The organism is Vibrio sp. 1078-1, assembly GCF_033340475.1.
This window is the reverse complement of sequence record NZ_JAWOWM010000004.1, coordinates 1-12,007: the sequence shown is the minus strand read 5'-3', so window position 1 is coordinate 12,007 and position 12,007 is coordinate 1. Positions and strand designations below refer to the sequence as shown.

General features: G+C 45.1%; 8 protein-coding genes and 5 tRNA genes. 6 read left to right on the top strand and 7 right to left on the bottom strand.

Annotated features, from left to right (window positions below; all coding sequences use genetic code 11):
• Nucleotides 1-232: 232 nt before the first annotated feature.
• The 5 genes from R7190_RS09920 to R7190_RS09900 form a co-directional block, all read right to left on the bottom strand.
• A tRNA-Pro gene (locus R7190_RS09920) sits at nt 233-309 on the bottom strand.
• 64 nt (nt 310-373) lie between these two features.
• A tRNA-His gene (locus R7190_RS09915) sits at nt 374-449 on the bottom strand.
• 47 nt (nt 450-496) lie between these two features.
• A tRNA-Pro gene (locus R7190_RS09910) sits at nt 497-573 on the bottom strand.
• A gap of 69 nt (nt 574-642) precedes the next feature.
• A tRNA-His gene (locus tag R7190_RS09905) sits at nt 643-718 on the bottom strand.
• Nucleotides 719-751: 33 nt separating this feature from the next.
• Nucleotides 752-828, bottom strand: a tRNA-Arg gene (locus R7190_RS09900).
• Nucleotides 829-1,163: 335 nt separating this feature from the next.
• On the opposite strand from R7190_RS09900, the gene R7190_RS09895 reads away from it, so the two are divergent.
• On the top strand, nt 1,164-1,577 hold the full coding sequence (locus R7190_RS09895; RefSeq protein ID WP_005384252.1) for a c-type cytochrome: 414 nt from the start codon (nt 1,164-1,166) through the stop codon (nt 1,575-1,577).
• A 73-nt stretch (nt 1,578-1,650) separates the two neighbouring features.
• Here R7190_RS09895 and rep read toward each other — a convergent pair whose 3' ends face one another.
• Nucleotides 1,651-3,666 carry a DNA helicase Rep gene (gene rep, locus R7190_RS09890; protein WP_005379104.1) on the bottom strand — a complete coding sequence of 672 codons (2,016 nt, stop codon included), beginning with the start codon at nt 3,664-3,666 and terminating at the stop codon, nt 1,651-1,653.
• A gap of 170 nt (nt 3,667-3,836) precedes the next feature.
• Here rep and R7190_RS09885 point away from each other — a divergent pair, with 170 nt between their 5' ends.
• The 4 genes from R7190_RS09885 (at nt 3,837) to ubiK (ending at nt 9,061) form a co-directional block, all read left to right on the top strand.
• Nucleotides 3,837-4,418: a TetR/AcrR family transcriptional regulator gene (locus tag R7190_RS09885; RefSeq protein ID WP_005384254.1), complete on the top strand. Its 582-nt coding sequence runs from the start codon at nt 3,837-3,839 to the stop codon at nt 4,416-4,418.
• 18 nt (nt 4,419-4,436) lie between these two features.
• Complete coding sequence (gene vmeC / locus R7190_RS09880) at nt 4,437-5,543, top strand: multidrug efflux RND transporter periplasmic adaptor subunit VmeC (protein ID WP_005379101.1); 1,107 nt, start codon at nt 4,437-4,439, stop codon at nt 5,541-5,543.
• A gap of 12 nt (nt 5,544-5,555) precedes the next feature.
• Nucleotides 5,556-8,678 carry a multidrug efflux RND transporter permease subunit VmeD gene (gene vmeD / locus R7190_RS09875; protein WP_005379100.1) on the top strand — a complete coding sequence of 1,041 codons (3,123 nt, stop codon included), beginning with the start codon at nt 5,556-5,558 and terminating at the stop codon, nt 8,676-8,678.
• Nucleotides 8,679-8,809: 131 nt separating this feature from the next.
• A complete protein-coding gene (gene ubiK, locus R7190_RS09870) occupies nt 8,810-9,061 on the top strand; it encodes a ubiquinone biosynthesis accessory factor UbiK (RefSeq protein WP_005379099.1) in 252 nt (83 codons plus the stop codon).
• A 265-nt stretch (nt 9,062-9,326) separates the two neighbouring features.
• On the opposite strand, the gene ilvC is transcribed toward ubiK, so the two are convergent.
• A complete protein-coding gene (gene ilvC, locus R7190_RS09865) occupies nt 9,327-10,811 on the bottom strand; it encodes a ketol-acid reductoisomerase (RefSeq protein ID WP_005379098.1) in 1,485 nt (494 codons plus the stop codon).
• Nucleotides 10,812-10,954: 143 nt separating this feature from the next.
• Between ilvC and ilvY the strand changes: the two genes are divergently transcribed.
• Nucleotides 10,955-11,845, top strand: a complete 891-nt coding sequence (gene ilvY / locus R7190_RS09860; RefSeq protein ID WP_005379097.1) for an HTH-type transcriptional activator IlvY — start codon at nt 10,955-10,957, stop codon at nt 11,843-11,845.
• Nucleotides 11,846-12,007 lie beyond the last annotated feature (162 nt).

Genomic DNA, 12,007 nt, shown 5'->3' with positions numbered 1-12,007 from the left:
ACACTTTTGGGGAAAATTGAAATGGAATGCCGATTCTTTTCAGGAGAGATGTAAAAAAGCCCCAGTCTTTCGACTGGGGCTCTAAATAGCGGTCGGTGAAGAGCCGAATTCTAACTTCAGGCGAACCCCACTTGGGTTCAAATCCATTGATACATTACCGACTAATACAGTCCAAGCGAGATCATAAACTCTAAAACGACGAAAGCCTGCTAAAAAGCAGGCTTTCTAATAGTGGTCGGTGAAGAGGGATTCGAACCCCCGACCCTCTGGTCCCAAACCAGATGCGCTACCAAGCTGCGCTATTCACCGAACTGTATTTGCTGATTTTCTCAAATCAGACAGGACACTTCAACTAAGAAATCACCTTAATTAATGGGGTGGCTAACGAGATTCGAACTCGCGACCACCGGAATCACAATCCAGGGCTCTACCAACTGAGCTATAGCCACCATCAATTTTTTCTGTTTACCGCTCTATATAGCCATAAACTAAATAGTGGTCGGTGAAGAGGGATTCGAACCCCCGACCCTCTGGTCCCAAACCAGATGCGCTACCAAGCTGCGCTATTCACCGACGATGTTTTATCTTGATTGAATCAAGATTGGGAGCAATGCTACCGCATTCAATCTAAAAAAGAAAGAATGGGGTGGCTAACGAGACTTGAACTCGCGACAACCGGAATCACAATCCGGGGCTCTACCAACTGAGCTATAGCCACCACTGATTTTTACCGATGTATCCTCCGAGGCAATGGTACGCCCGAAAGGATTCGAACCTTCGACCTTTGGCTCCGGAGGCCAACGCTCTATCCAACTGAGCTACGGGCGCATGCCCTATCGGCGGAGTGGAATAATACGGATATCACACTATGCCGTCTAGTACTTTTTTTACTTTTTTTATCGTTTGGTCTCTTTTTCGACAGTTATCTTCCGTTAAAGTGGATTTTTGATGTGATTCACGCCCTGTCATGGATAACTTGTTGTTTATTGCAACAAGTTATCGGGATATAATCACCCATTATTTACATTGATTTAACAGCTGCAACCAAGTTGTCTAATCATTCTATGCCATTCAGTGGAATTTAATGATTTCTCTGCTCGGCATTAATACTCTAACTATATAAATAGGTAAGTCACTTACCTCGGGAATGTGAAGTGGGTTTAATGGATATGTCTCGACAAATGATTAGCGTTTTGTTCGCTGCCTTAACGTTTTCTACGGCAGCTTTAGCTTCTGACATCAGCCAAACTGAATACGATGCGATCGCAGAACGCATCCAACCTGTCGGTGATGTTTATCTAGCGGGTTCTGAGCCAGTGAAAGAAGAACCAACCGGTCCACGTGATGGCGCCACAGTTTATGGTACTTTTTGTATTGCTTGTCACGCATCTGGTGTAAACGGCGCACCTAAAACAGGTAATGCCGATGATTGGGCACCACGTATTGCACAAGGCAAAGATACGTTAGTGAAGCACGCATTAGAAGGCTTCAATGCGATGCCAGCCAAAGGAACCTGTATGGACTGTTCTGACGATGAAATCATCGCAGCAATTGACCACATGATTGAAGGTCTATAAGTAAAGACATCAACGAAAAAGGCTTGCCAGTTGGCAAGCCTTTTTGTTTTTAGTCAGTGAGAACAAGGTTACTTTACTTCTTAAACATTGCTCGAATATTGGCAATGTGTGCTTGACCTTTCGCCATACGCTCTTCTGCTGATACTGGCTTTTTGTTTACTTCCCATTCAACGTCATCAAATGGCAACTCATCCAAAAAGCGGCTTTGAGTCGGTTTGATCAACTCGCCGAACTGCCGACGCTCTTTGCACATAGTGAAAGTCAGTTCACGTTGCGCTCGAGTAATACCAACGTACATCAGGCGACGCTCTTCTTCCACGTTATCTTCATCAATACTGGTTTGGTGCGGTAAAATACCTTCTTCGGACCCAATTAAGTATACATATGGGAACTCAAGGCCTTTTGATGCGTGCAAGGTCATCAGTTGTACTGCATCACTGTCTTCATCTTCTTCACCGCGCTCCATCATGTCACGCAAGGTCAAACGTTGAACGACTTCTTTTAACGTTTTCTCTTCTTGATCGTAGTTGTCACCCTCTAGGTCCGCCACTATCCATGAATAAAGGTCAGAAACGTTTTTCATTCGCATTTCAGCGGCTTTCGGACTTGCTGAAGTTTCGTATAGCCAATCTTCATAATGGATATCACGAACTAGCGAACGAACCGCTTCGACGGTATCACCACGCTCAGCTTGATCAGCAATCGCCACTAGCCATTGGGTGAAACGACGCAAGTTTTCTAGACCACGTCCCGTTAGGTGCTGTTCGAGCCCCATTTCAAAGCTCGATTCAAACAGGCTCTTCCCTCGCATATTGGCATAACTGCCTAACTTCTCTAACGTTACTGGGCCAATTTCACGTCGTGGAGTATTCACAATGCGCAAAAATGCATTGTCGTCATCCGGATTAACCAAAACGCGCAAATACGCCATGATGTCTTTAATCTCTGCGCGCGCAAAAAACGAGGTGCCGCCAGAAATTTTATACGGTACACGGTTTTGCATCAGAGACTTTTCAATCAAACGTGATTGGTGGTTACCACGATATAGAATCGCATAATCTTTATATTCGGTACGGTTTAGGAACTTATGCGCAATTAGTTCACCCGTTACGCGCTCTGCTTCGTGCTCTTCATTTTTAGCCAACAACACTTTGAGTTTTTCACCGTCAGGAATTTCAGAGAACAGGGACTTCTCATAGACGTGAGGGTTGTTAGCTATCAAAATGTTGGCCGCACGCAGGATTCGACTCGTTGAACGGTAGTTTTGCTCTAGCTTAATCAAACGCAAATTCGGATAATCTTCACCCAGCAACACGAGGTTCTGAGGTTTCGCACCACGCCATGAATAAATAGACTGATCGTCATCCCCTACAACCGTCAATCGTCCACGTTCTCCGACAATTAATTTGACCAGCTCATACTGACTCGTGTTGGTATCTTGATACTCGTCAACCAGTAGGTAACGGATACGATTCTGCCAACGCTGACGAACGTCTTCATGATTACGTAAGAGTAAAACGGGCATCAAAATTAGGTCATCAAAATCAAGCGCGTTATAGGCTTTCATTTGCTTTTGGTACATATCAAAACAGAACGCAAACAATTGTTGCTGTTCACCTTGCGCACGCGCTTTGGCTTGCTCTGGCGTCAACATGTCGTTTTTCCAGTTGGAAATACAACTCAGAAGCTGACGTAGCAGATCTTTATCACCATCAAGCTGCTTTTCAGTAAGCTCCTTGAGCAGCGCTAGCTGGTCTTGGTCATCAAACAGTGAGAAGCCCGCTTTCAACCCTAAATGCTTGTACTCACGCTTGATGATGTTCAATCCTAAAGTGTGGAATGTTGATACCATCAAACCTTTAGACTCACCTTTCCCTAACGTTTGACCTACACGCTCCTTCATTTCACGTGCCGCTTTGTTGGTAAACGTCACCGCCGCAATGTTACGCGCTTTGTAACCACATTGCTGAACCAGATAAGCGATTTTATTGGTAATAACACGAGTTTTGCCCGAGCCAGCACCAGCTAGCACTAGGCATGGACCAGACACGTATTTCACGGCTTCATCTTGACTAGGGTTCAGCTTCATAGAAATTCTCTGCGGGTGATGAATGTGGCGCCTATGATAAAGGGGTGGCCTCGTGAAAGCTATGCTGATTTCTTGTAATTTTCACACCAATTAAGTGCAATATTCTGTTGCATAAATGGCGGGTATTTAAGCTATAATGAATGAACGTTCATTCACTAAAGGGTGACATTATGAAGGATAACCCTGCTGTAGATAAACGAGAACAAATCTTAGTCGCTGCTGAACAACTCATTGCTGAATCTGGCTTTCAAGGGCTTTCCATGCAAAAGCTCGCCAATGAGGCAGGTGTCGCAGCAGGGACGATTTACCGTTATTTCTCAGATAAAGAACATCTTTTAGAGGAACTACGCCTTAACGTTGCTAAGCGTGTTGCTACTGCGGTGCAACTAGGTGTTAGTGAAGAGATGCCTTTAAAACAGCGTTATCGAACCATGTGGCTCAATATTTGGAATCTAGCGAGCTCGAACTTAAGTGCGATCAGCAACCGAGTCCAATATGAATCTTTACCCTGTTCAAATAGTAGCAAAGCTCGGGAACTTGAGAGACAAATGTTTGCCCAAGTAGATCTTCTTTTCAATCAGGGCAAAGACGAGGGAGTATTCAAGCTTCTCGATAACGAAGTACTTTCTGGATTAAGTTTTGAGGCAAGTGTTGCACTTGCTCGGAAACACGCTTTGGGATTTTATCAACTGGATAAGACGGCATTAGAGGCCGCTATTGAAGCCAGTTGGGATGCAATTATTAAACACTAACTTGGAGTTCTTAATAGAATGAAAAAGTGGACTTTCTTTATGTTACTTATCGCCGTTCTCTTGTTCGGCAGCGTGATAGGTTTCAATTTATTTAAGCAACAAAAGATCGCTGAATACATGGCAAACCGTCCTGAACCTGAGTTCCCAGTAACCGTGACAGAAGTGCAAGCGGTGGATTGGGTACCAGTCATCGAGGCAATTGGTTTTATCGAGCCAAACCAAGGCGTGACGGTAGCGAACGAAACGAGCGGTGTTATCGATAAAATCGCGTTTGATTCCGGTACTCAAGTTAAATCGGGTCAGCCATTAGTGTTGCTTGATTCTGAAGTCGAAAAAGCAAATTTGAAGAGCTCGCAAGCTAAGTTGCCAGCGGCAGAAGCGAAATACAAACGCTACCAAGGCCTATTCAAAAAAGGCTCTATTTCTAAAGAAGCGTATGACGAAGCAGAAGCAAACTACTTCTCCTTAAAAGCGGATATTGAAAGCCTGAAAGCAACCATCGACCGACGTGAAATCAAAGCGCCATTTGATGGTGTGGTAGGTATTCGTAACGTGTACCTCGGTCAGTACCTACAGGCGGGCACCGATATTGTTCGCCTTGAAGATACCAGCGTGATGCGCTTGCGCTTCACCGTGCCACAAACCGATATTTCACGTATCAATATCGATCAAGAAGTGGATATCTTTGTTGACGCTTATCCAGACCAACCTTTCAAAGGGTCTATTTCTGCGATTGAACCAGCTGTAAACGTACAAAGTGGTTTGATTCAAGTTCAAGCGGATATCCCTAACAGTGACGGCAAACTACGTAGTGGTATGTTCGCGCGTGCAAACATCATTCTGCCTAAATTAGAAAATCAGGTCACGCTACCTCAAACCGCGATCACATTTACGCTGTATGGCGACAATGTTTACATCGTAACAGAAGAAGATGGCGAAAAACGCGTTAAGCAGCATGTGGTAAAAGTTGGCGAACGCTCTAAAGATATCGCACACATTCTAGAAGGCGTGAAGCCAGGTGATGTAGTGGTGACATCGGGTCAAGTCCGTTTGAGTAACCATGCGAAAGTAAGCATTGTCGAAAGCGATGCAACTACCCCACCTGCTGAAACACCAATGCTTTAAGTTGGAGGCATCATGCGCTTTACAGATGTTTTTATAAAACGTCCAGTTTTAGCGGTATCGATCAGCTTTTTGATTGCATTGCTTGGTTTGCAAGCGGTGTTCAAAATGCAGGTTCGTGAATACCCTGAAATGACGAATACGGTGGTCACCGTGACCACCAGTTACTACGGTGCAAGTGCCAACTTGATCCAAGGCTTTATTACTCAGCCATTGGAGCAAGCGGTAGCGCAAGCCGATAATATTGATTACATGACTTCGCAATCGGTACTGGGTAAATCGACCATTACTGTAAACATGAAGTTGAATACTGATCCAAATGCGGCGTTGTCTGACATTCTGGCGAAAACCAACTCGGTACGTTCACAGCTACCAAAAGAAGCCGAAGACCCAACCGTAACCATGTCGACAGGTTCGACAACGGCGGTACTGTACATCGGCTTTACGAGTGACGAGTTATCTTCAAGCCAGATCACTGACTACCTTGAGCGTGTAATCAACCCGCAGTTGTTCACCGTAAACGGTGTGTCCAAAGTTGACCTGTATGGTGGTATGAAGTACGCACTGCGCGTATGGTTAGATCCTGCCAAAATGGGCGCTTTGAAGCTTACCGCAACCGATGTGATGAGCGTTCTTAACGCCAACAACTACCAATCTGCAACCGGTCAAGCGACGGGTGAGTTCGTGCTTTATAACGGTAGCGCAGATACTCAGGTATCAAACGTTGCTGAACTTGAAGCATTGGTCGTGAAAACTGGTGAAGGGGATGTCATCCGCCTAGGTGATATCGCTAAAGTAACGCTAGAGAAGAGTCACGACGTTTATCGCGCAAGTGCAAACGGTCAAGAAGCTGTGGTTGCGGCGATCAACGCAGCGCCAAGTGCTAACCCAATCAACATTGCAGCAGACGTACTTGAACTGTTGCCTCAGCTTGAGCGCAACCTACCAAGTAACATCAAAATGAACGTAATGTACGACTCAACTATCGCCATCAACGAATCGATTCACGAAGTAGTGAAAACGATTCTTGAAGCAGCAGTAATCGTACTTGTGGTTATCACACTGTTCCTAGGTTCATTCCGCGCGGTAATCATTCCTATCGTGACCATTCCACTTTCATTGATTGGTGTGGCAATGGTGATGCAGGCAATGGGTTTCTCTTGGAACTTGATGACGCTACTGGCGATGGTGCTTGCCATCGGTCTGGTGGTGGATGACGCGATCGTTGTACTAGAAAACGTTGACCGTCACATCAAAGAAGGGGAATCACCATTCCGAGCTGCAATCATTGGTACACGTGAAATTGCGGTTCCAGTTATCGCGATGACATTGACGCTAGGTGCAGTGTACGCACCGATCGCATTGATGGGTGGTATCACCGGTTCATTGTTCAAAGAGTTCGCTTTGACACTGGCAGGTTCAGTATTCGTATCCGGCATCATCGCTTTGACACTATCACCAATGATGTGTTCGAAGATGCTGAAGGCGAACGAGAAGCCAAGCAAGTTTGAGCAAAAAGTTCACCATATCCTTGATGGCATGACCACTCGTTACGAAGGCATGTTGAAAGCGGTAATGGCTCATCGTCCGGTTGTTATTGCGTTTGCAATCATTGTATTTGCAAGCTTACCGGTCTTGTTCAAGTTTATTCCTAGCGAACTAGCACCATCTGAAGATAAAGGTGTGGTCATGCTGATGGGTACCGCACCATCAAACGCGAACTTGGACTATATCCAAAATACCATGGATGACGTAAACCAAATACTCTCAGATCAACCGGAGGTGGAATACGCGCAGGTCTTTAATGGTGTACCAAACTCAAACCAAGCGTTTGGCCTAGCAACATTGAAGCCTTGGAGTGAACGAGAGGCAAGCCAATCTGAAATCACGAAACGTGTGGGTGGCCTAGTATCAAGTGTACCTGGTATGTCTGTCACTGCATTCCAAATGCCAGAGCTTCCAGGTGCAGGCTCAGGTCTACCTGTTCAGTTTGTAATTACAACACCAAATAGCTTCGAGAGCTTGTTTACTATCGCTAGCGATATTCTAACCGATGTTGCAAGTAGCCCAATGTTTGTCTATTCCGACCTGGATTTGAACTACGATTCAGCAACGATGAAGATCAAGATCGATAAAGACAAAGCGGGTGCCTACGGTGTGACTATGCAAGACATTGGCATCACTCTCAGCACCATGATGGCAGATGGTTATGTAAACCGAATCGACCTGAATGGCCGCTCGTATGAGGTGATCCCTCAAGTTGAGCGTAAATGGCGTCTAAACCCAGAATCGATGAAGAACTACTATGTACGCTCTGTGGATGGTAAAGCGGTTCCATTAGGCAGTCTGATTACTATCGATGTGGTGGCTGAGCCTCGCTCTTTGCCACACTTCAACCAGCTAAACTCAGCGACTGTGGGTGCAGTACCATCGCCTAGTGTTGCTATGGGTGACGCAATCGACTGGTTTGAAAATATTGCACAAACCAAGCTGCCTGCAGGCTATAACCACGATTACATGGGCGAATCTCGTCAGTTTGTAACGGAAGGTAGTGCCTTGTATGCAACCTTCGGTCTTGCACTTGCGATCATCTTCCTCGTTCTGGCGATTCAATTTGAATCACTCCGCGATCCTATTGTCATCATGGTATCTGTACCTCTGGCAATATGTGGTGCCTTGATCGCATTGGCCTGGGGTACGGCCTCGATGAACATCTACTCGCAGGTTGGTTTGATCACGCTGGTCGGCCTAATAACCAAGCACGGTATCTTGATCTGTGAAGTCGCCAAGGAAGAGCAGTTACATAATAAACTGTCTCGTATTGATGCGGTGATGGAAGCTGCGAAAGTGCGTCTTCGCCCTATCCTAATGACCACTGCTGCGATGATCGCAGGTCTTATCCCACTGATGTACGCAACAGGTGCAGGTGCCGCGCAACGTTTCAGTATCGGTATCGTCATCGTTGCTGGCCTTGCAATCGGTACACTGTTCACACTATTTGTACTACCTGTGATTTACAGCTACCTAGCTGAAAAACACAAACCTCTGCCAGTATTTGTTGAAGACAAAGACTTGGAGAAGTTAGCGCGAGTTGACGAAGCGAAAGCAGCTCATCGTGAATTAGCGGATAACAGATAAGCTATTAAGGCATTCAAAAAGGTCACTTCGGTGGCCTTTTTTATTGCCGCTCTCTTTTTTGCCATCTAAATGGCGACTTTCACGTATCATTTACTTAAAATGAGGACAAATCAAAAGGAGTTTTAGCCACTATGTTTGACCCAAAGAAATTAGAGCAAATTGCTAAACAGATTCACGACTCAATGCCTCAACCTGTAAAAGAGTTGGGCTCTGATGTCGATCAGAAAGTTCGTCAAGTAATCCAAGGCCAGCTAAACAAGCTAGATGTTGTAAGTCGCGAAGAGTTTGATGTTCAAACTCAAGTTTTACTACGTACACGTCAAAAGCTAACAGAAATGGAACAGAAGTTGGCACAACTTGAAGAAAAGCTTGCTGAAAAATAAGTATCAAAGCGCTCCTCACAAAGGAGCGTTTTTCTTATCGGCGCGCAGATAAATCGGCTAAAAACAAAAAGGCTTGGTCAACGGCGACCAAGCCTTTTGATTAGATGTTGTGTTTTATTTTGTATTTATCACTCCAGTCTGCCTGGAGTTTATCTACTGCGTTACTTGAGACTAAGTAAATTACGCTGTATTAAGGTTTCATTTCTAGGAGTACGATAGTAAACGAGCACCTTCGACACCGAAATGGAGCCTTAAGGCCAGTCATTTAGCCGCCCACCGCGATACGCTTCATATCAGTCATGTAACCACGTAGCTCTTCACCGATGTACTCTACAGGGTGGTTACGGATTGTTTCATTCACAGCGATAAGAGTCGCGTTATCCACTTGGTTAGACGTTTCACCTAAACCTTTACCAATTACGTCAGTATTTACGGCTGGCATAAACTTCTCACGTAGAAGCGGCGTTGCTACGTTAGCGAACAGGTAGTTACCGTATTCCGCAGTGTCTGAGATAACCACGTTCATCTCGTATAAACGCTTACGTGCGATAGTGTTTGCGATAAGTGGCAGCTCGTGTAGAGACTCGTAGTAAGCAGACTCATCGATGATGCCAGATGCCGTCATCGCTTCGAATGCTAGCTCAACACCCGCACGAACCATAGCAACCATCAAGATGCCGTTATCGAAGTACTCTTGCTCAGAGATTTCTACGTCAGTTTCTGGGTAGTTTTCGAAAGCAGTTTCACCTGTTTCTGCACGCCAGCCTAGTAGATTTGCATCGTCGTTTGCCCAGTCAGCCATCATAGTGCTAGAGAAGTGACCGGTGATGATGTCATCCATGTGCTTGTTGTATAGCGGACGCATAAGTTCTTTTAGCTCTTCAGAAAGCTCAAATGCTTTCACTTTTGCAGGGTTAGTTAGGCGATCCATCATGTGAGTGATACCACCAAACTTCAGTGCTTCAGTGATGGTTTCCCAACCGTATTGAAGAAGCTTACCAGCGTAGCCAGGATCGATACCATCAGCAATCATCTTCTCGTAACACACGATAGAGCCAGCCTGTAGCATGCCACAAAGGATAGTTTGCTCACCCATTAGGTCAGATTTCACCTCAGCAACAAAAGAAGACTCTAGACAGCCAGCACGGTGACCACCGGTTGCAGCAGCCCAAGCTTTCGCGATATCCCAACCTTCACCTTTTGGGTCGTTCTCTGGGTGAACAGCGATAAGAGTCGGTACACCGAAACCGCGCTTGTATTCTTCACGAACTTCCGTACCTGGACATTTAGGTGCAACCATTACTACCGTTAGGTCTTTACGGATTTGCATGCCTTCTTCAACAACGTTGAAACCGTGAGAGTAACCTAGTGCTGCGCCTTCTTTCATTAACGGCATTACCGTCTCAACAACGTTTGTGTGCTGCTTATCTGGAGTAAGGTTTACTACTAGATCAGCTTGTGGAATTAGCGTTTCGTAGCTACCTACCTCAAAACCGTTGTCTTTTGCGTTTTTGAATGACTGGCGTTGCTCATCAATCGCGGCTTGGCGAAGCGCATAAGCAACGTCTAGACCAGAGTCGCGCATGTTCAGACCTTGGTTAAGACCTTGAGCACCACAACCTACAATGACTACTTTCTTACCTTTCAGATAATCCGCTTCTGAAGCGAACTCACTGCGGTCCATAAAACGACAACGACCTAATTGGTCCAACTGCTCGCGCAAGTTTAGGGTATTGAAATAATTAGCCATCTGGGTGCTCCTTTGAGATTCTTCCATTGAGGTCAGTAATTGCCTTACCGAATAACTTCATACTAAAACAGACATGAGATTGCTTAAAGTGATATATTCACAATTAGTTATTGCAATTTATGCAACATGGAAATGAAAATTTAATGAATATCAAAAGCCTGCAACTTTTCATTCATCTCTGTGAGAGTAAAAGTTTCGCCAAGACCGCAGCGGCAATGCATATTAGCCCTTCAGCCTTAAGCCGACAGATACAAAAATTAGAGGAGGAAACCAGCCAACAATTGTTTTTACGCGACAACCGTAGCGTTGATTTAACTATCCAAGGTAAAAAGCTAGTCCCAGTTGCCTTAAAGATTCTTGGCGAATGGCAGCAGTATCAGAGTCACCTGAAGGGAACCGAGGATGAACTGAAAGGAGAAATCCGTCTCTTTTGTTCTGTTACTGCAAGCTACAGCCATCTTCCGGAGCTAATCTCTGACTTTCGTATTCAGAACCCTTTCATTGAGTTCAAACTATCAACCGGCGATCCAGCTCAAGCGATCGACAAAATACTAGCAGATGAAGCCGATATTGCCATATCAGCCAAGTCAGAACAGATGCCAAATAAAATCGCATTTGAAACGATCAGTGAAATCCCACTTTCTGTCATCGTACCTGTTGGGGTTAGTGCGTTTGCTGAAGAGCTACAAAAAGAAAAACCAGACTGGTCGGTCATTCCATTCATACTCCCAGAAGCAGGAACGGCAAGGGACAGGGCCAATACTTGGCTCAAACAAATGAAAATAAAGCCAAAGATCTACGCACAAACCTCCGGACATGAAGCCATCGTAAGTATGGTTGCATTGGGGTGTGGAGTAGGTATAGCACCTGATGTTGTAATCAACAACAGTCCGGTAAGAGAAAAGATAAATCGTTTAAAAGTCTTACCAATTAAACCTTTTAAACTTGGTGTTTGCTGCAACAAAACTCAGCTGGAGAATCCGCTTGTTAAAGCCTTTTGGAAGGTTGCAGAGAGCAAGTATATCGCACCTTAGATGAACACTTTTTAGGTATAAAGTGAGCTAATTTTAAAACTCTATAGATGCAAAAAAGCCCGCTCTTTCGAGCGGGCTTCTTAAATTTAAAGCCTGGCGATGTCCTACTCTCACATGGGGAAGCCCCACACTACCATCGGCGCTATTTCGTTTCACTTCTGA

What these genes read in the sequence shown, in the direction of transcription:
- R7190_RS09895 (WP_005384252.1), top strand. Translation starts at nt 1,164, where the DNA reads ATGGATATGTCTCGACAAATGATTAGCGTTTTGTTCGCTGCCTTAACG.
- rep (WP_005379104.1), bottom strand. Translation starts at nt 3,666, where the DNA reads ATGAAGCTGAACCCTAGTCAAGATGAAGCCGTGAAATACGTGTCTGGT.
- R7190_RS09885 (WP_005384254.1), top strand. Translation starts at nt 3,837, where the DNA reads ATGAAGGATAACCCTGCTGTAGATAAACGAGAACAAATCTTAGTCGCT.
- vmeC (WP_005379101.1), top strand. Translation starts at nt 4,437, where the DNA reads ATGAAAAAGTGGACTTTCTTTATGTTACTTATCGCCGTTCTCTTGTTC.
- vmeD (WP_005379100.1), top strand. Translation starts at nt 5,556, where the DNA reads ATGCGCTTTACAGATGTTTTTATAAAACGTCCAGTTTTAGCGGTATCG.
- ubiK (WP_005379099.1), top strand. Translation starts at nt 8,810, where the DNA reads ATGTTTGACCCAAAGAAATTAGAGCAAATTGCTAAACAGATTCACGAC.
- ilvC (WP_005379098.1), bottom strand. Translation starts at nt 10,811, where the DNA reads ATGGCTAATTATTTCAATACCCTAAACTTGCGCGAGCAGTTGGACCAA.
- ilvY (WP_005379097.1), top strand. Translation starts at nt 10,955, where the DNA reads ATGAATATCAAAAGCCTGCAACTTTTCATTCATCTCTGTGAGAGTAAA.